Origin of the sequence: Enterobacter sp. ECC-019 (genome assembly GCF_043974075.1) — a bacterium.
Classification (GTDB): Bacteria; Pseudomonadota; Gammaproteobacteria; order Enterobacterales; family Enterobacteriaceae; genus Enterobacter; species Enterobacter asburiae_D.
In genome coordinates this window covers 4,210,193-4,232,743 of the sequence record NZ_CP143759.1, presented here as the reverse complement: position 1 = coordinate 4,232,743, position 22,551 = coordinate 4,210,193, and the positions used below count along the sequence as shown (strand labels likewise).

Below are 22,551 nucleotides of genomic sequence, written 5' to 3'. Positions count from 1 at the left end.
ATGGCCTTATTACAAATTAGTGAGCCTGGCTTAAGTGCCGCACCGCACCAGCGTCGTCTGGCGGTGGGTATTGATCTGGGCACCACCAATTCTCTCGTGGCGACCGTGCGCAGCGGCCAGGCGGAAACGCTGGCCGACGAGCAGGGTCGCCATCTGCTGCCTTCCGTGGTCCACTACCAGCAGCAGGGTCACGCGGTCGGCTATGACGCCCGCGCCAACGCCGCGCGCGATCCGGCCAACACCATCAGCTCCGTAAAACGCATGATGGGCCGCTCGCTGACCGATATTCAGACCCGCTATCCGCATCTGCCGTATCAGCTGCAGGCCAGCGAAAACGGCCTGCCGATGATCGCGACCGCGGCTGGTTTGCTGAACCCGATCCGCGTGTCCTCCGACATCCTCAAAGCGCTGGCGGCGCGCGCGACGGCGACGCTTGGCGGCGATCTGGACGGCGTAGTCATTACCGTTCCGGCCTATTTTGACGATGCACAGCGTCAGGGCACCAAAGACGCCGCGCGTCTGGCGGGCCTGCACGTGCTGCGCCTGCTGAACGAACCGACGGCGGCGGCGATTGCCTACGGCCTCGACTCCGGTCAGGAAGGGGTCATTGCGGTTTACGATCTCGGCGGCGGCACCTTTGATATCTCGATCCTGCGCTTAAGCCGCGGGGTGTTTGAAGTGCTGGCGACCGGCGGGGATTCCGCGCTGGGTGGCGATGACTTCGACCATCTGCTGGCGGATTACATTCGCGAGCAGGCGGGCATCAGCGATCGCAGCGATGCGCGCGTGCAGCGTGAGCTGCTGGATGCGGCTATCGATGCCAAAATCGCCCTGAGCGATGCGCAGACGGTTACCGTAAACGTTGCGGGCTGGCAGGGTGACATCACCCGCGACAAGTTCGACGACCTGATTGCCCCGCTGGTGAAACGCACCCTGCTGGCCTGCCGTCGCGCATTGAAAGATGCGGGCGTTGAGGCGAGCGAGGTGCTGGAAGTGGTCATGGTGGGTGGATCGACCCGCGTGCCGCTGGTGCGCGAGCGCGTGGGCGAATTCTTTGGCCGCACGCCGCTGACCTCCATCGACCCGGATAAAGTGGTTGCCGTGGGCGCTGCAATCCAGGCCGATATCCTGGTCGGCAACAAGCCGGACAGCGAAATGCTGCTGCTGGACGTCATCCCGCTGTCGCTGGGGTTAGAAACCATGGGCGGCCTGGTAGAGAAAGTGATCCCGCGTAATACCACCATTCCGGTGGCGCGCGCGCAGGAGTTCACCACCTTCAAAGACGGCCAGACCGCGATGTCCATCCACGTGATGCAGGGCGAACGCGAGCTGGTGCAGGACTGCCGCTCTCTGGCGCGCTTTGCGCTGCGCGGTATCCCGGCGCTGCCTGCGGGCGGGGCGCATATTCGCGTTACCTTCCAGGTGGATGCGGACGGCCTGCTGAGCGTCACCGCGATGGAAAAATCCACCGGCGTGGAATCGTCCATCCAGGTGAAGCCGTCCTACGGCCTGACCGATGGCGAAATCGCCTCCATGATTCAGGACTCAATGAGCTACGCCGAGCAGGATGTGAAGGCGCGTATGCTTGCTGAACAAAAGGTTGAAGCCGCCCGCGTGCTGGAAAGCCTGAACGGCGCGCTTGCTGCCGATGCCGCGCTGTTAAGCGCCGCTGAGCGCCAGGTGATTGACGAAGCTGCCGCGCACTTAAGCGCTGTCGCTGAAGGCAATGACGCTGACGCAATAGAAGAAGCCATTAAAAACGTTGATAAACAAACCCAGGACTTTGCTGCTCGCCGCATGGACAAATCTGTCCGCGTCGCGCTGAAAGGCCAGTCCGTGGACGAGGTTTAATATGCCAAAGATTGTAATTTTGCCTCATGCGGACCTCTGTCCGGATGGCGCTGTTCTGGAAGCGAAGACCGGTGAAACCATTCTCGATGTTGCCCTGCGTGCAGGTATCGAAGTGGAACACGCCTGTGAAAAATCCTGTGCCTGCACTACCTGCCACTGCATCGTGCGTGAAGGTTTCGACTCTCTCGCCGATAGCACCGAAGACGAAGACGACATGCTGGATAAAGCATGGGGTCTGGAGCCAGACAGCCGCCTGAGCTGCCAGGCTGCGGTGACCGATGAAGATCTGGTCGTGGAATTCCCACGCTACACCATCAACCACGCACGCGAGCATTGATATGGGACTGAAGTGGACAGACAGCCGTGAAATCGGCGAAGCGCTCTACGACGCGAACCCGGATCTCGATCCAAAGACCGTACGATTCACCGACATGCATCAGTGGATCTGCGATTTAGAGGATTTCGACGACGATCCAAACGCATCCAATGAAAAAATTCTGGAGGCGATTCTGTTAGTCTGGTTAGATGAAGCAGAGTAAATCACTTAACGGGCTGCCTTCTGGCGGCCCGTTTGCTAATAAGGATAAATAAAATGACCGAAGCGATGAAGATTACGCTCTCTACGCAGCCAGCCGATGCACGCTGGGGCGAAAAAGCCACCTGGAGCATTAATAACGACGGCATTACCTTGCACCTGACGGGCAACGATGATTTGGGCCTGATCCAGCGCGCCGCGCGTAAAATTGACGGCCTGGGGATTAAACACGTCTCTCTGGAAGGCGAAGGCTGGGACACCGACCGCAGCTGGGCATTCTGGGCAGGCTACAAAGGCCCGAAAGGCACCCGCAAAATCGAGTGGGCAAACCTTGATGAAGCCGGTCAGAAAGAGCTGGAAAGCCGCCTGAACATTATCGACTGGGTGCGCGACACCATCAACGCTCCGGCGGAAGATCTGGGGCCGGAGCAGCTGGCGCAGCGCGCGGTTGACCTGCTGTGCGGCGTGGCGGGGGACAAAATATCCTACCGCATCACCAAAGGTGAAGACCTGCGCGAGCAGAACTACATGGGTATCCACACCGTGGGCCGTGGTTCTGAACGCCCTCCTGTATTGCTGGCGCTGGATTACAACCCAACCGGCGATAAAGCAGCGCCGGTTTTTGCCTGCCTGGTGGGGAAAGGCATTACCTTCGACACCGGCGGCTACAGCCTCAAGCAGAGCGCGTTCATGGACTCCATGAAGTCCGACATGGGCGGCGCGGCAACCATCACCGGCGCGCTGGCGTTTGCGATTACCCGCGGTCTGAACAAGCGCGTGAAGCTCTACCTGTGCTGCGCGGACAACATGGTCAGCGGTAACGCCTTCAAGCTGGGCGACATCATTCGCTACCGCAACGGCAAAAACGTTGAGGTGATGAACACCGACGCCGAAGGCCGCCTGGTGCTGGCTGATGGCCTGATCGACGCCTCTGCGCAGAAGCCAGAGCTGATTATCGACATGGCAACCCTGACCGGTGCGGCAAAAACCGCCCTGGGCAACGACTACCACGCGCTGTTCAGCTTTGACGACAAGCTGGCTGCTCGCCTGCTGGCAAGCGCCGCTGCGGAAAACGAGCCGTTCTGGCGTCTGCCGCTGGCCGAGTTCCACCGCAGCCAGCTGCCGTCCAACTTTGCCGAGCTGAACAACACCGCGAGCGCGGCGTACCCGGCGGGTGCAAGCACGGCGGCAGGCTTCCTGTCCCACTTCGTTGAGAACTACCACGAAGGCTGGCTGCACATCGACTGCTCCGCAACCTACCGTAAAGCGGCGGTTGAGCAGTGGTCCGCGGGCGCGACCGGTCTGGGCGTGCGTACCGTGGCGAACCTGCTGACGGCTGAGTAATCTTTTTTGCCGGGTGGCGCTGCGCTTACCCGGCCTACAAAACCCGTAGGCCCGTGCAAGCGAAGCGCCGCCGGGCAATTGTGAAGTAGCCAAACTATGTCCGAAACCAAAAACGAATTAGAAACTCTGCTGGAGCAGGCGGCGACCGAGCCCGCCCACCGTCCGGCATTTTTCCGCACGCTGCTGGAATCCACCGTCTGGGTGCCGGGCACCGCGGCGGAAGGTGAGCAGGTTGTCGAAGACAGCGCGCTGGATCTGCTGCACTGGGAGAAAGACGACGGCACGTCGGTGATCCCGTTCTTCACCTCACTGGAAGCCCTGCAGGAAGCGGTAGAAGACGAACAGGCGTTCGTGGTGATGCCGGTGCGCACGCTGTTCGAGATGACGCTGGGGCAGACGCTGTTCCTCAACGCTAAATTGCCGACCGGGAAAGAGTTCACGCCGCGTGAAATCAGCCACTTGATTGGCGAAGAGGGCAACCCGCTCAGCACCCAGGAGGTGCTGGAAGGGGGCGAAACGCTGCTGCTGTCAGAAGTGGCGGAGCCGCCCGCGCAGATGATCGATTCCCTGACCACGCTGTTCAAAACGCTCAAGCCCGTCAGGCGCGCGTTTCTCTGCTCCATTAAAGAGCGCGCGGACGAACAGCCGGTGCTGTTGATCGGTATTGAAGCCGATGGAGATTTCGACGAGATCGTTCAGGCCGCGGGAAGCGTGGCGACCGACACGCTGCCGGGGGATGAGCCGATCGATATCTGCCAGGTGAAGAACGGTGAGAAGGGCATCAGCCACTTTATTACCGAGCACATCACCCCGTTCTACGAGCGTCGCTGGGGCGGCTTCCTGCGCGATCTCAAAACTAACCGCATCATCTGATTACGGCGGGGTGAATATCACCCCGTTGCTTCCAGCAGCAGTAAATCCATCAGCAACACCAGATTCGACTCAAACGACGTCACCCCCGCGGCTTCGGCAGCGAAGTGCACCGCTTCGTCATAGAGGGCAAAGTGCACGTCCGCCATCCCTGCCAGCGTATTGGCCGAGGCGCGGGTAAACGCGACGATCGTCATGCCGACGTTTTTGGCAATCCGCGCTTTATCCAGCACCTGTTCCGTTTCGCCGCTGCGCGAGACGGCAATAAACACCTGATAGCGGGCGGCGTTGCTGAGGAAAATATTCCTGCTGTCCCCCGGCCCGGAGATAAACGCCGTTTTGCCCAGCACCTGCAGCTTCTTGGTCAGGTACTCCGCAAACAGATAGGAAAACCCGGCGCCGTAGAGAAAGAAGCTCTCTTTCTGGCGCAGCAGGTCGGCAAACTGCTGGCGCTTCTCCTGCGTGACCCACTGGAAGGTGTGCTGATAGTTGGCGATAAACTGATTAAACAGCGCCGGGAGTTCAGGAAGCGACTGCCCCTGGGCAGCTATGTGCGGCGTGTCGGAGAGCAGCTGCTTGCAGTGCCAGATAAACTCGCTAAAGCCGCTGAACCCCAGCTTCTGACACAGCCGCATGATGGTGGCGGTAGAAACAAATGTCGCCTGAGCCAGCTCTCGCACCGTGATGTTGCCCACCAGCAGCGGATGCTCCGTGAGGTGGGCGAGGACGCGATACTCCGCACGGGTCAGCGATGCCCCGCGCGTTAACAGCGTGGCCAGGCGGTTATCCATTATTTCGCGGGTTCGACAGGCAGATCGTCTCGCGCACCCCATTCGCTCCATGCGCCGTCGTAAAGCGTGACGTCGTTTACGCCGAGCGTGGCGAGCGCCAGGATCGCCACGCAGGCCGTGACGCCGGAGCCGCAGCTGGCAATAATCGGACGATGTAAATCCACGCCTGCACGGTCAAAAATAGCGCGCAGCTCGTCGGTGGTTTTCAGCTCGCCTTCAAACACGAGGTCGCCCCACGGCACGTTCAGCGCGCCCGGAATATGTCCGCGCTTCAGCCCCGGACGCGGTTCATCCGCTTCGGCATTGAAGCGCGGAGCAGGACGGGCATCGACGATTTGCGCTGTTTTTTCATGGCTCACGACCAGTACGTCGGTCAGGCGTTTCACCACGTGCGCGTCGAACGTGGCATCGAATTCGCCTTCCGGCAGCGTCACGTCGCCCTGTTGAAGGGGCTGCTCGTCACGCTTCCAGCCCGCCAGCCCACCCGCCAGAATCGACACTTTTTCCACGCCGAAGTTTTTCAGCATCCACCACGCACGCGGCGCGGAGAAGAGATTACCTTCATCATAGACAACGAGGTGTTTGTCTTTGCTGACGCCCAGCTCGCGCATCGCCACGGAAAATGCTTCCGGGCGCGGCAGCATGTGCGGCAGGGGAGAGTTGTGATCGGAGAGGGCTTCGATATCAAAAAATACCGCGCCAGGCAGATGTCCGGCACGGTATTCCGCGACCATATCGCGAAGGTGTTCCTGCCCGGCCGGGGCCATACGCGCGTCAATTATCTGAACTTCCGGATCGTCACCGTGCTCAATCAGCCAGTCGGCGGCGACAAAATATGAGGTGGACATGGGTTGCCTCCATTCTTTTCCGTAAAAAAGGATTGTCGGTGTTTTTTCTGACACCGACAAGCAAACCACGTTCAACTCGCGAGCAAGCCCCTATTTTTTCACCGTTTCGCCGTCCTGCCAGGCTTTTTGCAGCGCAGGCCAGTAGTCGCGGTTGGCCTCGATCATCTCATCCAGAATCGCTTTCGCATGCTCCATGGTCGGCACGGTTCGGTTGAGGGTGAAAGCCTGCAGGGCTTTCTCATAGCTGCCCTCGATGGTCGCTTCCACCAGCAGCTGTTCAGAGGCGAGCTGCTGTTGCAAAAGGGTCTGATGGAACAGCGGCACCTGACCGACGCGGATCGGTTCCGGGCCTTCGGAGGTGATATACGCGGGCACTTCCACCACGGCATCGTAAGGCAGGTTGGCGATCGCCCCGCGGTTTTCCACCATCACCAGATGGCGGCTCCGCAGGTTAAAGGCCAGCGAGCAGGCAACATCGACAATAAACTCGCCGTGCACGCCAACGTGGAAGGCATCCGGCAGGATCCCGGTGCGCTTGTATTCTTCAGCTGCGGCGAACAGCTTTTTCTCGCGCCCGTCCATTACTTCATTGGCGCGGGTATAGTCCGGGTTCTGATGCTCCACAATCTGGTTCGGCATCAGGTAGTACTGCAGATACGGGTTCGGCAGATACTCCGGGAAGTTGTCCATGATTGGCTTAATATTGCGCCAGGTTTTGACCCACGAAGGATCGGAGTGCTGTGGGTCGGTTTTGGCCGCATCTTCTGTCAGCAGGCCAAACTTCGCGATATGCTTGCGCAGCTCGGGCAGCTTGTCCTCGCCGTCCACCAGCACGCGGGTAAACCAGCCGAAGTGGTTCAGACCGAAGTAGTCCACCTCCAGTTTGCGGCGATCGACGCCCAGAATCGCGCCCATATTGCGCATCGCGGCTACCGGCATATCGCAAATGTTCAGCACCCGCGCATTTGGCCGCAGGCGGCGCACGCCCTCCGCGACGATGGCCGCCGGGTTGGAGTAGTTCACGATCCAGGCTTTTTCATGGGCGTAGCGATCGACCAGATCGATAAGCTCGACCATCGGCAGGATCGTGCGCAGTCCGTAGGCCAGACCGCCGGGTCCGCAGGTTTCCTGGCCGACAACGCCGTGACGCAGCGGGATCTTCTCGTCCTGCTCGCGCATCCTGTACTGGCCGACGCGCATCTGGGCGAAGACGAAATGCGCGCCGCTGAAGGCCACTTCCGGGTCACTGGTGACGGTAAATTTGATGCTCTGACTGTGGTCGCGAATGACCTTCTCTACGACGGGCGCAATGGTGTTCTGACGCGCCTCGTCGATGTCATAAAGGCGGATTTCGGCCAGCGGGAAATCCTGCAGGCGCACCATCAGGCTTTTCACAATACCCGGCGTGTAGGTGCTACCGCCGCCGGCGATCGACAGAATGAATGGGGGTGTAAACATCTTTAGCTCCTTTCAGAGAAACGTCTCAACGGCTTCTCGCATTTTTTTGACGTGCAGCCCGTAGACCACCTGAACGTTGTTACCTTGTTTGATAATCCCTTTCGCGCCGGTCGCCTTCAGCCGCGGCTCGTCGATGATGGCGACGTCCTTCACCGTGACGCGTAAGCGGGTGTAGCAGTTATCCACCACTTCAATGTTTTCTCGACCGCCCAGACCCACCACGATGGACTCGCCCAGCCCGTCGTTATTGCCTTTGGCCTGGTACTCCTGCTTGCTGTACAGGCGCGTCTCCTGGTCCTCATCTTCACGGCCCGGCGTTTTCATGTTGAAGCGCAGGATCAGGAAGCGGAACACCACGAAGTAGAGAGCAAACATGATCAGCCCGACCACGATGTACATCGGCCAGTTGGACTTCTCCGTGCCGAGCGGCAGGTTGTAGAGGATGAAGTCGATAATCCCGTTGGCACCGATGGCGTGAACGCCCAGCAGCGAGAACAGCATCATGCCGATGCCGGTCAGCACCGCGTGCACCACGAACAGCAGCGGGGCGACGAACAGGAAGGAGAACTCAATCGGCTCGGTCACGCCGACCAGCAGCGAGGTCAGCGCCGCCGGGATCAGAATGGCTTGCGCAACGGCTTTACGCTCCGGCCTGGCGGTCATATACATCGCCAGCGCGGCGGCAGGCAGGCCGAACATCTTGCTGATGCCGCGCGCGTCCCACACCACGGTGCTGCTGAGCTGCTTCACGTCCGGGCAGGCCATCTCGGCGAAGTAGATATTGCGCGCGCCCTGATAGGTTGCGCCGCATACCTCCTGCGTGCCGCCCAGCTCGGTATAGAGGAACGGCGTATAAACCAGATGGTGCAGGCCGGTGGGGACCAGAATGCGTTCCAGGAAACCGTAGATTGCCACGCCAAACGGCCCGGAGCCTTTGATGGCCAGCGCCAGGGCGCTAATGCCGTGCTGGGCAAACGGCCACAATTCACTCATCACCACGCCGAGCAGCATGGAGACAGGGAGCATGACGATGGCGACAAAACAGTGGCCGGAGTAAATCGCCATCGCGCCGTTAAACTGTACGCCGGAGTATTTGTTGTACAGATAGCCGGAGAGCGCCCCGGTGAGGATCCCGGCAAAGACCCCCATCTCCAGCACCTGCACGCCCAGCACCATGGTCTGTCCGGCCGCTTTCATCTGGGCTGCTGGCGCCAGCGCGCCCTGCAGCTGCAGCGTGACGTTCATGGCGTTGATGAACACAACAAAGGTCACCAGACCAATCAGCGCGGCATAGCCTTTATCACGCGTCGCCAGACCAATCGGGATCCCGACGGCAAACACCAGCGCCAGGTTCACCAGCACCGACACGGCAGATTTCGCGATAAGCTGACCAGTATGCTGAATCAGAGGGTGGCCCAGAAACGGCAGGTATTCAGCGAGATTACCGTTACCCAGCACGTTACCAAAGGCGATAAACAGACCGACGATCGGTAAGATAAGTACCGGTCCGTACAATGATTTTCCGAAATTTTGTAGGGCGTTCACGGCTCGTTTCATGGCTTTCTCTCTTTTTGAACCGCGCACTCGGGGTGCGTCATGGTCATAAAACTAGCAGTCTTCAGGCGTGCTTATCCAGCTATCTTCTTGTTTTAAAAACAAATGACTTGAAAGGTAACATGTGACGTTATGTGCTGTGATCGCGGTTCCATCACGGCGTAGCGGCGTGATGCCATTCTGCGAGGCGCTTTCCAGATTCTAAAATTGGACTTTTTGAATTAATGAAACTTGCGGATAATACTTATCCGGACGACGACCAACAGGCTCCATGGGCCAGGGACAAAGGATGAAACCGTTTCGCTTAGCCGCGCTCTCTCTTGCGCTGCTTACCACGTTTACGCTTGTCGGCTGTGATAACAGCGACGACAAATCTCAGGCTGCGGCTCCCGCGGCATCCACCGCATCAACACCGAAAGCCGCGGAAAAGCCCAATGCTGAAACGCTGGCTAAGCTGGCCGCCCAAAGTCAGGGAAAAGCGCTGACGCTGCTGGATACCTCAGAAGTCCAGCTCGACGGTGCCGCCACGCTGGTGCTGACCTTTTCTGTTCCGCTGAATCCCGATCAGGATTTCGCGAAAACAGTGCATGTCGTGGATAAGAAAAGCGGCAAGATTGACGGGGCGTGGGAACTTGCACCTAACCTGAAAGAGCTTCGCCTGCGCCATCTGGAGCCCAATCGCAACCTGGTCGTCACCGTTGAACGTGGCCTGCAGGCGCTGAACAAGTCGACGTTTGGCATTGATTATGAAAAAGCCCTGACCACCCGGGATATTGAACCCACCGTTGGTTTTGCCAGCCGCGGCTCGCTGCTGCCGGGCAAAGTGGTGGAAGGTCTGCCGGTGATGGCACTCAACGTCAACAATGTTGATGTCAACTTTTACCGCGTGAAGCCTGAATCGCTAGCCTCCCTTGTCAGCCAGTGGGAGTACCGCAACTCGCTGACCAACTGGGAGTCCGATAACCTGCTGAAGATGGCGGAGCTGGTTTACACCGGTCGCTTCGATCTTAATCCAGCGCGCAATACGCGCGAAAAATTGCTGTTGCCCCTGAAGGATATTAAACCGCTCCAGCAGCCTGGCGTTTATATCGCGGTCATGAACCAGGCAGGGCACTACAACTACAGTAACGCCGCGACGCTCTTTACCTTAAGCGATATTGGGCTGTCCGCTCACCGTTATCACAACCGCCTGGACATCTTCACCCAGAGCCTGGAAAACGGTGCGGCGCAGTCCGGCGTGACCGTTACGCTGCTGAATGACAAAGGCCAGACGCTTGCCGAGGCGAACAGCGATGCCGACGGTCATGCGAAGCTTGAAACCGACAAAGAAGCCGCGCTGATCCTGGCCAGCAAAGACGGCCAGACCACGCTGCTTGACCTCAAGCTGCCTGCGCTCGACCTGGCGGAGTTCGACATCGCGGGGAGCCCTGGCTACAGCAAGCAATTCTTTATGTTTGGCCCACGCGATCTTTATCGCCCGGGCGAAACGGTGATCCTTAACGGTCTGCTGCGCGACAGCGACGGAAAACCGCTTCCCGATCAGCCTGTGAAGCTTGACGTACTGCGTCCGGATGGACAGGTTGCGCGTACGATTGTCGTCAAGCCAGAGAACGGACTCTATCGCTTTAACTATCCGCTGGACAGCGGGGCGCAGACCGGTATGTGGCATATCCGCGCCAACACGGGCGATAACCTGCAGCGCCTGTGGGACTTCCACGTCGAAGACTTCATGCCAGAGCGTATGGCGCTCAACCTGAGTGGACAAAAAACGCCGGTTTCACCGCAGGATAACGTGGACTTTAACGTGGTGGGTTATTACCTGTATGGCGCCCCGGCCAACGGTAATTCTCTGCAGGGCCAGCTTTTCCTGCGTCCGCTGCGTGACGCGGTGGCTGCGCTGCCGGGCTTCCAGTTTGGCGATATCGCCGAGGAGAACCTGAGCCGCAGTCTGGATGAAGTTCAGCTTACGCTTGATGAGCAGGGGCGTGGACAGGTTTCTACCGAAAGCCAGTGGAAAGAGGTGCACTCTCCGCTGCAGTTGATCCTGCAGGCCAGCCTGCTGGAGTCCGGCGGCCGTCCTGTGACACGTCGTGCTGAGCAGGCCATCTGGCCGGCGGCTGAGCTGCCGGGTATTCGCCCTCAGTTCTCCAGTAAAGCCGTTTACGACTACCGCACCGATACCACCGTCAACCAGCCGATTGTTGACGAGAACGGCAACGCCAGCTTCGATATCGTTTACGCTGATGCCAGCGGCGCGAAAAAAGCGGTGTCCGGTTTACAGGTTCGCCTGATCCGCGAGCGCCGTGACTACTTCTGGAACTGGTCTGAGAGCGAAGGCTGGCAGTCTCAGTTCGATCAGAAAGACCTGGTCGAAGGCGAGCAGGAGCTGACCCTCAAGGCCGACGAGACGGGTAAAGTCACCTTCCCGGTGGAGTGGGGTTCATACCGTCTGGAGGTTAAAGCGCCTGATGAGATGGTCAGCAGCGTGCGCTTCTGGGCGGGGTATAGCTGGCAGGATAACAGCGACGGCACCGGGGCTGCGCGCCCTGACCGCGTGACGCTGAAACTGGATAAGCCAGCCTATCAGCCTGGCGATACCATCAACCTGCACATTGCAGCGCCGGCAGCAGGTAAGGGCTATGCGATGATCGAGTCCAGCGAAGGGCCGCTGTGGTGGAAAGAGATCGACGTACCGGCAAACGGGCTTGATCTCGCTATCCCGGTCGACAAAGCCTGGAAACGTCACGATCTCTACCTGAGTACGCTGGTGGTTCGTCCTGGAGATAAATCCAAGTCCGCCACGCCGAAGCGCGCGGTCGGCCTGCTGCATCTGCCGATGGGCGACGAAAATCGCCGCCTGAATATTGCGCTCGATAACCCGCAGAAGATGCGTCCAAACCAGACGCTCTCGGTGAAGGTTAAAGCCAGCGTGAAAGAGGGGGCCGTGCCGCAGAAAGTGAACGTGCTGGTCTCGGCAGTGGATAGCGGCGTGCTGAACATTACCGATTACGTTACGCCCGATCCGTGGCAGGCTTTCTTCGGACAGAAGCGCTACGGCGCGGATATCTACGATATCTACGGCCAGGTCATTGAAGGGCAGGGCCGCCTGGCCGCGCTGCGCTTTGGTGGTGACGGTGATGAGCTGAAGCGCGGCGGCAAACCGCCGGTAAACCACGTCACCATTATTGCCCAGCAGGCACAGCCGGTGACGCTGGATGCCAACGGAGAAGGCACGATTACGTTACCGATTGGTGATTTCAACGGCGAGCTGCGTCTAATGGCGCAGGCCTGGACGGAAGACGATTTCGGCAGCAGTGAAAGCAAGGTTGTGGTGGCCGCACCGGTCATTACCGAGCTTAATACGCCGCGCTTCCTGGCAAGCGGAGACACTTCTCGGTTGACGCTGGATCTCACCAACCTGACCGACAAGCCGCAAACGCTGAACGTTGCCCTGACCGCAACAGGCAAACTGTCGCTGGAAGGCGGGCAGCCGCAGCCGGTTCAGCTGTCTCCTGGCGCGCGCAGCACCCTGTTTATTCCGGTGCGTGCGCTGGAAGGTTATGGTGACGGTGAGGTGACCGCGCAGGTGACCGGTCTGCAGCTTCCGGGCGAGACTTTCGCACCGCAGCAGAAGAGCTGGAAAATCGGCGTGCGTCCGGCGTTCCCGGCGCAGACGGTGAATACCGGTGCCATGCTGAACCCCGGCGAGTCCTGGACCGCATCGGCGCAGCACAGCAACGGTTTCTCTCCTGCCACCCTGCAGGGGCAACTGCTGCTGAGCGGTAAACCACCGCTCAACCTGGCGCGCTATATTCGCGAACTGCAGGCGTATCCATATGGCTGTCTGGAGCAGACCACCAGTGGCCTGTTCCCGTCGCTTTACACCAATGCGGCGCAGCTGTCGGCGCTTGGCATTAAAGGTGACACAGACGATAAACGCCGTGCAGCGATTGATATTGGTATCTCCCGTCTGCTGCAGATGCAGCGCGAAGACGGTGGTTTTGCGCTGTGGGATAAAAACGGTCCGGAAGAGTACTGGCTAACGGCCTACGTGACCGACTTCCTGGTGCGCGCGGGCGAGCAGGGTTACAGCGTACCTGCCGATGCAGTGATTAACGCCAATAACCGCCTGCTGCGCTATCTGCAGGATCCGGGCATGATGTCCATTCGCTATAGCGACGATACTCAGGCCAGCAAGTTTGCCGTGCAGGCCTATGCCGCGCTGGTGCTGGCGCGTCAGCAAAAAGCACCGCTGGGCGCGCTGCGTGAAATCTGGGATCGTCACGGGCAGGCGGCTTCCGGGCTGCCGCTGATGCAGTTGGGCATGGCGCTCAAACTGATGGGCGATGCGCCTCGCAGCCAGCAGGCGCTGGATCTGGCGCTCAAAACGCCGCGTAACGACAGCAAAACCTGGATGGCCGATTACGGCAGCACGCTTCGCGATAACGCGCTGATGCTCTCCCTTCTGGAGGAGTACAAGCTGCTGCCGGATGCGCAGAATAGGCTGCTGAATGCTCTGTCTGAAGAGGCCTTCAGCCAGCGCTGGCTGTCAACGCAGGAGAGCAATGCGCTGTTCCTGGCGGGACGTTCGCTGCAAACCTTGTCCGGTACGTGGCAGGCGAAAACGTCTCTGTCTGAGACCGCATCAGGCGGCGATAAGTCACTGGTACAAAACGTGAGCGGCGACCAGCTCGGCGCGCTGCAGGTCACCAATACCGGAACGACACCGCTGTGGGTGCGCCTGGACAGCACCGGCTATCCGGAATATGCCCCTCAGCCGAGCTCGAACGTGTTGCAGATTGAACGTCATATCCTGGCAACCGACGGCAGCAGTAAATCGCTCTCTTCCCTGAAGAGCGGCGAACTGGTGCTGGTGTGGCTGGACGTTAAAGCCAGCCAGAACGTGCCGGATGCGCTGGTGGTGGATCTCCTCCCTGCGGGTCTGGAGCTGGAAAACCAGAACCTGGCGAGCAGCAGCGCCAGCCTGCAGGACAGCGGCAGTGAGGTACAGAACCTGCTCAGCCAGATGCAGCAGGCGGATATTCAGCACATGGAGTTCCGCGACGACCGCTTTGTGGCTGCCGTGCCGGTAAATGAAGGTCAGCCGGTCACGCTGGTTTATCTGGCCCGTGCCGTGACGCCGGGAACCTACCAGGTGCCGGTGCCGATGGTGGAGTCTATGTACGTTCCGCAGTGGCGGGCAACGGGGGCGGCCAGCGGCCCGCTGATTGTTGTTCCATAATATGCAAATGGCACGTCTGACACGCTCCCGCTGGCTATGGCTGGCGGGAGCGCTTCTCATTTTATGGGGGTTGATTGTCGTCGCCGACCGTCTGTGGCCGTTGCCTCTGAAAGAGGTTAACCCCGCCCGGGTGGTGGTGGATGAGAAGGGCACGCCGCTCTGGCGCTTTGCGGACAGCGACGGGATCTGGCGCTACCCGGTTACGATTGAAGAGGTCTCTCCCCGTTATCTTGAGGCGCTGATCCAGTACGAAGATCGCTGGTTCTGGGACCATCCTGGCGTAAACCCGCTCTCTGTCCTGCGCGCCGCCTGGCAGGATCTCAGTTCCGGCAAAGTCATCTCTGGCGGCAGCACGCTGACCATGCAGGTGGCACGCCTGCTGGACCCGCATCCGCGCACCTTTGGCGGCAAAGTTCGTCAGCTCTGGCGGGCGATGCAGCTGGAGTGGCACCTCTCTAAGCGCGACATCCTGACGCTCTATCTCAACCGTGCCCCCTTTGGCGGCACGCTGCAGGGCGTCGGAGCTGCAAGCTGGACCTATCTCGGCAAACCGCCGTCGCAGCTCAGCTATTCCGAAGCGGCGCTGCTGGCGGTACTGCCGCAGGCACCCAGCCGCTTACGTCCGGACCGCTGGCCTGAACGGGCCGAAGCGGCACGCAATAAAGTGCTCGACCGCATGGTCACGCAGGGCGTCTGGTCCGCAAAGCAGGTCAAGGAATCGCGGGAAGAATCGGTATGGCTGGCGCCCCGACAGATGCCGCAGCTGGCACCGCTCTTTGCGCGCATGATGCTCGGCAAAAGCCGCGACACCAAAATAGTCACCACGCTGGATGCCGGGCTACAGCGGCAGCTGGAAGAGCTGGCGATGAACTGGAAATCTCGCCTGCCGGCACGCAGCTCGCTGGCGATGATCGTCGTGGATCACACCGATATGAAAGTGCGCGGATGGGTCGGATCGGTGGATATTAACGATGAAAGTCGTTTCAGCCACGTGGATATGGTCAATGCGATCCGATCCCCGGGATCGGTGTTAAAGCCCTTTATCTACGGTATGGCGCTGGATGATGGCCTGATCCATCCCGGCTCGCTGCTTCAGGACGTTCCCAGAAAAACCGGTGATTATCGCCCAGGGAATTTTGACAGTGGGTTCCACGGACCGGTCAGTATGAGTGAAGCGCTGGTGCGCTCCCTCAACCTGCCCGCGGTACAGGTACTGGAAGCCTACGGGCCAAAACGGTTTGCCGGGATGCTGAGTAACGCGGGCTTGCCGCTGATCCTGCCCGCGGGGGCGCAGCCGAATCTCTCCCTGATCCTCGGCGGGGCTGGTGCGCGGCTGGCCGATATCGCCGCTGCCTACAGCGCCTTTGCCCGACAGGGTAAGGCGGGAAGGCTGCGGTTACAGCCGGGCGATCCGCTGATTGAACGTCCACTGGTATCGCAAGGCTCAGCGTGGATTATTCGCCGTATTCTGGCGAACGAGGCGCAGCCGCTGCCGGATAATGCGCTGCCGCAAATCGCGCCGCTGGCGTGGAAAACCGGCACCAGCTACGGCTACCGTGATGCCTGGGCCATCGGTCTGAATGCCCGCTACGTGATTGGCATCTGGACCGGACGACCGGACGGCACGCCGGTGGCGGGGCAGTTTGGTTTCGCCAGCGCGGTTCCACTATTAAACCAGGTCAATAACCTGCTTCAGTCGCGCTCAACGGTAGACGAAGCCCGCCTGCCTCGCGACCCGCGTCCGGAGAGCGTCGGGCGGGGCGTGATCTGCTGGCCGGGTGGCCAGTCGCTGCCTGAAGGGAGTGAAAACTGTCGGCGTCGCCTGTCGACCTGGCTGCTGGAAGGGAGTGAGCCGCCCACGCTGCTATTGCCCGAACAGGAAGGCATACGCGGCATTCGTTTCCCGGTCTGGCTGGATAAAACGGGTAAACGTGTGGCAGCAGATTGCCCTGATGCAACGGAAAAAATCCTGGATGTCTGGCCGCTGCCGCTGGAGCCGTGGCTACCTGCAACCGAGCGTCGCGCGGTACGGGTCCCGCCTTCATCTACAACCTGTCCTCCGCTGTCGCAGGACGCACCTGCGCCACTCATCCTGACCGGCGTGCGCGAAGGGGCCGTTATCAAACGTCTCCCGGGTGAATCCCACGTTTCGCTGCCGCTTCAGGCGACCGGCAACAGCGGTGAGCGCTGGTGGTTTTTGAACGGTGAACCGCTGAGTGTGAAGGGAAGGGTTTACACATTACAGCTTGATAAATCGGGCGATTATCAGTTACTCGTTATGGATGAGACCGGGCAGGTCGCGACGGTGAATTTTACGCTGCAGTGATCTGAAAACAGCTTTCGGATGTGAGCTGTTGCTAAAACTCGTCTTATTTTAAAAAAATGTTACCTGAATCCATAGGCAATGGCGCTATTGCTCATTATAATCCGCGCCACACCATACTCAGGTATGCAAAACAACAGAACATTGACAGAGGTTATCATGGCTATTGAACGTACTTTTTCCATCATCAAACCAAACGCGGTGGCAAAAAACGTTATTGGCAGCATCTTCGCTCGCTTTGAATCTGCAGGGTTCAAAATTGTTGGCACCAAAATGCTGCACCTGACCGTTGAGCAGGCTCGCGGCTTCTATGCTGAGCACGAAGGTCGCCCATTCTTTGACGGCCTGGTTGAGTTCATGACCTCCGGTCCAATCGTGGTATCCGTGCTGGAAGGCGAAAACGCAGTTCAGCGTCACCGCGATCTGCTGGGCGCAACCAACCCGGACAACGCGCTGGCAGGTACTCTGCGCGCTGACTATGCGGACAGCTTCACCGAGAACGGCACCCACGGTTCTGACTCTGTTGAATCTGCTGCACGCGAAATCGCCTTCTTCTTCGCAGAAGGCGAAGTGTGTCCACGTACCCGTTAATTTAACGGTTTCGTTTACACATTATTTTCGTAAATGCCGCGTCCAGACGTGGCATCCCTGCGCCAGACTTTGTACAATGCAACGCCCCGGACGAGCAGACTGCTTTCCGGGGCGTTTCTATTCAACCCTCCACGGGCCATAACGTGTAACAACGAGGCCGGAAAATATTATGTCTGAACTAGTGAATACCTCCGAAGTCGCCATTCCTGCGGTTCCCAATAAAAATGGAAAAATCAACCTGCTGGATCTGAACCGTCAGCAGATGCGCGAGTTCTTTAAAGAGATGGGCGAAAAGCCGTTTCGTGCCGATCAGGTCATGAAGTGGATGTACCATTACTGCAGCGATAATTTTGATGACATGACTGACATCAACAAGGTCCTGCGCAACAAGCTCAAGGAAGTGGCTGAAATCCGCGCACCGGAAGTGGTGGAAGAGCAGCGCTCTGCGGATGGCACCATCAAATGGGCGATTGCGGTCGGCGATCAGCGCGTTGAAACCGTCTACATCCCGGAAGAAGACCGCGCCACGCTGTGCGTCTCCTCTCAGGTAGGCTGTGCGCTGGAGTGCAAATTCTGCTCAACCGCACAGCAAGGCTTTAACCGTAACCTGCGCGTGTCAGAAATTATCGGCCAGGTCTGGCGTGCCGCGAAAATCGTGGGTGCGGCAAAAGTAACCGGTACGCGTCCTATCACCAACGTGGTGATGATGGGGATGGGTGAGCCGCTGCTGAACCTGACCAACGTGGTTCCGGCGATGGAAATCATGCTGGATGACTTCGGTTTTGGCCTGTCCAAGCGTCGCGTCACGCTGTCTACCTCAGGCGTCGTGCCTGCGCTGGACAAGCTTGGCGACATGATTGACGTTGCGCTGGCGATCTCCCTGCATGCACCAAACGACGAAATTCGTGACGAAATTGTGCCGATCAACAAAAAGTACAATATCGAAACCTTCCTCGCTGCGGTACGCCGCTATCTGGAGAAATCCAACGCCAACCAGGGCCGCGTGACCATCGAGTACGTGATGCTTGACCACGTCAACGACGGTACCGAACATGCGCATCAGCTGGCTGAACTGCTGAAAGATACGCCATGCAAAATCAACCTGATCCCATGGAACCCGTTCCCGGGCGCGCCGTATGGCCGTAGCTCGAACAGCCGTATCGACCGTTTCTCTAAGGTGCTGATGGAGTATGGTTTCACCACCATCGTGCGTAAAACCCGTGGTGATGACATTGATGCAGCATGCGGACAGCTGGCAGGGGATGTTATTGACCGTACCAAACGTACTCTGCGTAAACGCATGCAGGGCGAGACGATCGCGGTTAAAGCTGTTTGATTATTATGCACTCGCGGCGCATTATCTGCGCCGTGAAGCATAACCTTACTGAATAATCAGTCAGATTCGTGATGACTGATCAATAATTACGGTGCGTTTCATTCGACTTTCGGGCAGTATGTAACGACGTAACAACAGTTTAGCCGTACGGGCAGGGCTGTACTGTCATCTCCGGGCTGACAGTCTTATACTCTCTGTTCAAGGTTAACTGACCAGAAGTTTCGCGGTGCGGGTGGCATTGTGACTCACCGGCACCTGAACCCTTATTTTTCACGTACCAGTAGTTGTAGCGAATGAATACTGAAGCCACTCACGACCAACATGAAGCACTCTCCACTGGCGTTCGTCTTCGCAACGCCCGTGAACAACTCGGACTCAGCCAGCAAGCCGTTGCGGAACGCTTGTGCCTGAAGGTTTCCACGGTTCGCGATATTGAAGAAGATAAGGCTCCCGCCGATCTGGCTTCAACGTTCTTGCGCGGTTATATCCGCTCTTACGCAAAACTGGTGCATATCCCCGAAAACGAATTACTGCCAATGATGGAGAAGCAGGCCCCGGTCCGTGCAGCAAAAGTTGCGCCGATGCAGACCTTCTCCCTGGGGAAACGTCGTAAAAAACGTGATGGCTGGCTGATGAGCTTCACCTGGCTGGTGCTGTTTGTGGTCGTCGGTCTGACCGGTGCATGGTGGTGGCAAAACCACAAGGCGCAGCAGGAAGAGATCACCACCATGGCCGATCAATCCTCCGCTGAACTCAACCAGGCCGGAAATGAGAATGGCCAGAACGTGCCGCTGAATACCGACGGTGCAGCTTCCTCCAGCGAGCCACAGACCGCAGCGCCAGACGCGTCGGCGACCGGTGCAGCACAGGCCCCGGCAGTAACGGCTAACACCGCTGCGCCGCAGGCTCAGGATCAAAACGCGGTTGTTGCCCCTTCTCAGGCGAATGTTGATACTGCGGCGAACGCGCCTGCGGCTACTCAGCCTGCAGACAATAGCGCAGCGACTCTGCCAACCAGCCCGGCGGGTACGGCCACAGCAGCCGATCCCAACGCGCTGGTGATGAACTTCAGCGCCGACTGCTGGCTGGAAGTGACTGACGCGACAGGTAAAAAACTGTTCAGCGGCCTGCAGCGTAAAGATGGCACGTTAAACCTAACGGGTCAGGCTCCCTATAAACTTAAAATCGGCGCTCCGGCAGCGGTACAGATCCAGTATCAAGGAAAACCTGTCGACCTGAGCCGCTTTATCAGAACTAACCAGGTTGCACGTCTTACCGTTAATGCCGAACAATCAGCAGCACAGTAACAGACGGGCAACGCGGGAGATTTTTCATGCATAACCAGGCTCCGATTCAACGTAGAAAATCGAAACGGATTTACGTTGGGAATGTGCCAATCGGCGATGGGGCACCTATCGCCGTTCAGTCGATGACCAACACGCGCACCACCGATGTGGAAGCGACGGTCAATCAAATCAAAGCATTAGAGCGTGTAGGCGCGGACATTGTTCGCGTCTCCGTCCCAACCATGGATGCCGCTGAGGCGTTCAAGCTGATCAAACAGCAGGTCAGCGTTCCGCTGGTGGCTGATATCCACTTCGACTACCGCATCGCACTGAAAGTGGCCGAATACGGCGTCGATTGCCTGCGTATTAACCCGGGCAACATCGGTAACGAAGAGCGTATCCGCATGGTAGTGGACTGCGCCCGCGATAAAAATATTCCTATCCGTATCGGTGTTAACGCCGGTTCTCTGGAAAAAGACCTGCAGGAAAAATACGGCGAGCCGACACCTCAGGCGCTGCTCGAATCCGCGATGCGCCATGTCGATCATCTCGATCGTCTTAACTTCGATCAGTTCAAAGTCAGCGTAAAAGCGTCCGACGTATTTCTCGCGGTTGAATCTTATCGCCTGCTGGCAAAGCAGATCGACCAGCCTCTGCACCTCGGGATCACCGAAGCGGGCGGCCTTCGCAGCGGCTCTGTAAAATCCGCGATCGGTTTGGGGCTGCTGCTCTCTGAAGGGATCGGTGACACCCTGCGCGTCTCGCTGGCGGCCGATCCGGTGGAAGAGATCAAGGTTGGTTTCGATATCCTGAAATCACTGCGTATTCGCGCGCGTGGGATCAACTTCATTGCCTGCCCAACCTGTTCACGTCAGGAGTTTGATGTGATCGGGACGGTGAATGCCCTGGAGCAACGTCTGGAAGACATTATCACCCCGATGGACGTCTCCATCATCGGCTGCGTGGTAAATGGTCCGGGTGAAGCACTGGTGTCAACCCTGGGCGTAACCGGCGGTAACAAGAAAAGTGGTCTCTATGAAGATGGCGTTCGTAAAGATCGTCTGGATAATAGCGACATGATCGACCAGCTTGAAGCCCGCATCCGCGCCAAAGCCGCCATGATGGACGAAACACAGCGTATCAGCGTTCAGCAGGTTGAAAAATAACGTGATGGGAAGCGTGCTGCTTCCCATGTATGATTGAACCCATTCTTTGGGTTTTTTTTGTATATAGAAAGAGAATAAACGTGGCAAAAAACATTCAAGCCATCCGCGGCATGAACGATTATCTGCCTGGCGAAACCGCCATCTGGCAGCGCATTGAAGGCACACTGAAGCAGGTGCTCGGCAGCTACGGTTACAGCGAAATCCGTTTGCCGATTGTAGAGCAGACCCCGTTATTCAAACGCGCGATTGGTGAAGTCACCGACGTGGTTGAAAAAGAGATGTATACCTTTGAGGACCGCAACGGCGACAGCCTTACCCTGCGTCCGGAAGGTACGGCGGGCTGCGTACGCGCCGGCATCGAACATGGTCTTCTGTACAATCAGGAGCAGCGCCTGTGGTATATCGGCCCGATGTTCCGCCACGAACGTCCTCAGAAAGGTCGTTATCGTCAGTTCAATCAGCTGGGTGTGGAAGTCTTTGGCCTGCAGGGCCCGGACATCGACGCTGAACTGATTATGCTGACCGCCCGCTGGTGGCGCGCCCTCGGTATCGCCGATCACGTTTCCCTTGAGCTGAATTCTATTGGTTCTCTGGAAGCTCGCGCTAACTACCGCGATGCGCTGGTTGCGTTCCTGGAACAGCATAAAGAGAAGCTGGACGAAGACTGCAAACGCCGCATGTATAGCAACCCGCTGCGCGTTCTGGATTCCAAAAACGCGGATGTTCAGGCACTGCTGAACGATGCGCCTGCGCTGGGTGACTACCTGGATGAAGAATCTCGCGAACACTTCGCGGGCCTGTGCAAGCTGCTGGAAGCGGCAGGCATCGCCTATACCGTGAACCAGCGCCTGGTGCGCGGTCTGGACTACTACAACCGTACCGTGTTTGAGTGGGTGACCTCCAGCCTCGGCTCTCAGGGCACCGTTTGTGCGGGCGGCCGTTATGACGGTCTGGTTGAGCAGCTTGGCGGTCGCGCAGCGCCTGCTGTTGGCTTCGCGATGGGCCTTGAGCGACTTGTTTTGCTGGTTCAGGCAGTTAATCCGGAATTTAAAGCAGATTCCGTTGTCGATATATACCTGGTGGCCTCAGGCGCGGAAACGCAGTCTGCGGCGATGCAGCTTGCCGAACGCGTGCGCGATGCGCTGCCGGGCGTTAAGCTGATGACCAACCATGGCGGCGGCAACTTCAAAAAACAGTTTGCTCGTGCCGATAAGTGGGGCGCAAGTATTGCACTGGTGCTGGGCGAGTCCGAAGTGGCTAACGGCGAAGTGGTGGTGAAGGACCTGCGCTCTGGTGAGCAGACAACGGTAACGCAGGACGGCGTTGCGGCGCACTTGCGCACTCTATTGGGCTAAG

Annotated in this window: 16 protein-coding genes; 12 read left to right on the top strand and 4 right to left on the bottom strand. The window is 58.6% G+C overall.

Translation table 11 applies throughout. The features are described from left to right. The 5 genes from hscA (at nt 1) to sseB (ending at nt 4,603) form a co-directional block, all read left to right on the top strand. Nucleotides 1–1,851 carry a Fe-S protein assembly chaperone HscA gene (hscA, locus tag V1566_RS19955; RefSeq protein ID WP_395304429.1) on the top strand — a complete coding sequence of 617 codons (1,851 nt, stop codon included), beginning with the start codon at nt 1–3 and terminating at the stop codon, nt 1,849–1,851. 1 nt (nt 1,852) lies between these two features. Further along, entirely contained in the window at nt 1,853–2,188 is a 336-nt protein-coding gene (gene fdx, locus V1566_RS19950) for an ISC system 2Fe-2S type ferredoxin (protein WP_395304428.1), read from the top strand. Between the two features lies 1 nt (nt 2,189). After that, complete coding sequence (gene iscX, locus V1566_RS19945; RefSeq protein ID WP_003860650.1) at nt 2,190–2,390, top strand: Fe-S cluster assembly protein IscX; 201 nt, start codon at nt 2,190–2,192, stop codon at nt 2,388–2,390. A 53-nt stretch (nt 2,391–2,443) separates the two neighbouring features. Continuing rightward, nucleotides 2,444–3,730, top strand: a complete 1,287-nt coding sequence (gene pepB, locus V1566_RS19940; protein WP_395304427.1) for an aminopeptidase PepB — start codon at nt 2,444–2,446, stop codon at nt 3,728–3,730. Between the two features lie 96 nt (nt 3,731–3,826). Further along, complete coding sequence (gene sseB, locus V1566_RS19935) at nt 3,827–4,603, top strand: enhanced serine sensitivity protein SseB (protein ID WP_221551023.1); 777 nt, start codon at nt 3,827–3,829, stop codon at nt 4,601–4,603. 17 nt (nt 4,604–4,620) lie between these two features. On the opposite strand, the gene V1566_RS19930 is transcribed toward sseB, so the two are convergent. The 4 genes from V1566_RS19930 to V1566_RS19915 all read right to left on the bottom strand — a co-directional run bounded on the left by V1566_RS19930 (nt 4,621) and on the right by V1566_RS19915 (nt 9,254). Next, nucleotides 4,621–5,391 carry a MurR/RpiR family transcriptional regulator gene (locus V1566_RS19930; protein WP_047652683.1) on the bottom strand — a complete coding sequence of 257 codons (771 nt, stop codon included), beginning with the start codon at nt 5,389–5,391 and terminating at the stop codon, nt 4,621–4,623. Beyond that, nucleotides 5,391–6,239, bottom strand: a complete 849-nt coding sequence (gene sseA / locus V1566_RS19925) for a 3-mercaptopyruvate sulfurtransferase (protein ID WP_395304426.1) — start codon at nt 6,237–6,239, stop codon at nt 5,391–5,393. The genes V1566_RS19930 and sseA overlap by 1 nt, the downstream gene beginning before the upstream one ends. 90 nt (nt 6,240–6,329) lie before the next feature. Beyond that, complete coding sequence (locus tag V1566_RS19920) at nt 6,330–7,697, bottom strand: 6-phospho-alpha-glucosidase (protein WP_395304425.1); 1,368 nt, start codon at nt 7,695–7,697, stop codon at nt 6,330–6,332. Nucleotides 7,698–7,709: 12 nt separating this feature from the next. Further along, nucleotides 7,710–9,254 (bottom strand): PTS transporter subunit EIIC, encoded by a 1,545-nt coding sequence (locus tag V1566_RS19915; protein WP_395304424.1) that lies wholly within the window; start codon nt 9,252–9,254, stop codon nt 7,710–7,712. Between the two features lie 286 nt (nt 9,255–9,540). Between V1566_RS19915 and V1566_RS19910 the strand changes: the two genes are divergently transcribed. The 7 genes from V1566_RS19910 to hisS all read left to right on the top strand — a co-directional run bounded on the left by V1566_RS19910 (nt 9,541) and on the right by hisS (nt 22,550). Continuing rightward, nucleotides 9,541–14,493 (top strand): alpha-2-macroglobulin family protein, encoded by a 4,953-nt coding sequence (locus V1566_RS19910; RefSeq protein ID WP_395304423.1) that lies wholly within the window; start codon nt 9,541–9,543, stop codon nt 14,491–14,493. Nucleotide 14,494: 1 nt separating this feature from the next. Next, nucleotides 14,495–16,819, top strand: coding sequence for a peptidoglycan glycosyltransferase PbpC (gene pbpC, locus V1566_RS19905; protein WP_395304422.1), 2,325 nt, complete (start codon nt 14,495–14,497; stop codon nt 16,817–16,819). Between the two features lie 156 nt (nt 16,820–16,975). Continuing rightward, the gene (ndk, locus tag V1566_RS19900) at nt 16,976–17,407 is read left to right on the top strand and encodes a nucleoside-diphosphate kinase (protein ID WP_003860625.1); all 432 of its coding nucleotides are present in this window, start codon (nt 16,976–16,978) and stop codon (nt 17,405–17,407) included. Nucleotides 17,408–17,576: 169 nt separating this feature from the next. Next, nucleotides 17,577–18,743 carry a bifunctional tRNA (adenosine(37)-C2)-methyltransferase TrmG/ribosomal RNA large subunit methyltransferase RlmN gene (locus V1566_RS19895; RefSeq protein WP_014171168.1) on the top strand — a complete coding sequence of 389 codons (1,167 nt, stop codon included), beginning with the start codon at nt 17,577–17,579 and terminating at the stop codon, nt 18,741–18,743. A 293-nt stretch (nt 18,744–19,036) separates the two neighbouring features. After that, entirely contained in the window at nt 19,037–20,050 is a 1,014-nt protein-coding gene (gene rodZ / locus V1566_RS19890) for a cytoskeleton protein RodZ (RefSeq protein ID WP_395304421.1), read from the top strand. Between the two features lie 26 nt (nt 20,051–20,076). After that, nucleotides 20,077–21,195 (top strand): flavodoxin-dependent (E)-4-hydroxy-3-methylbut-2-enyl-diphosphate synthase, encoded by a 1,119-nt coding sequence (gene ispG / locus V1566_RS19885; protein ID WP_023308814.1) that lies wholly within the window; start codon nt 20,077–20,079, stop codon nt 21,193–21,195. A gap of 80 nt (nt 21,196–21,275) precedes the next feature. Further along, nucleotides 21,276–22,550 carry a histidine--tRNA ligase gene (gene hisS, locus V1566_RS19880; protein ID WP_182383879.1) on the top strand — a complete coding sequence of 425 codons (1,275 nt, stop codon included), beginning with the start codon at nt 21,276–21,278 and terminating at the stop codon, nt 22,548–22,550. Nucleotide 22,551 lies beyond the last annotated feature (1 nt).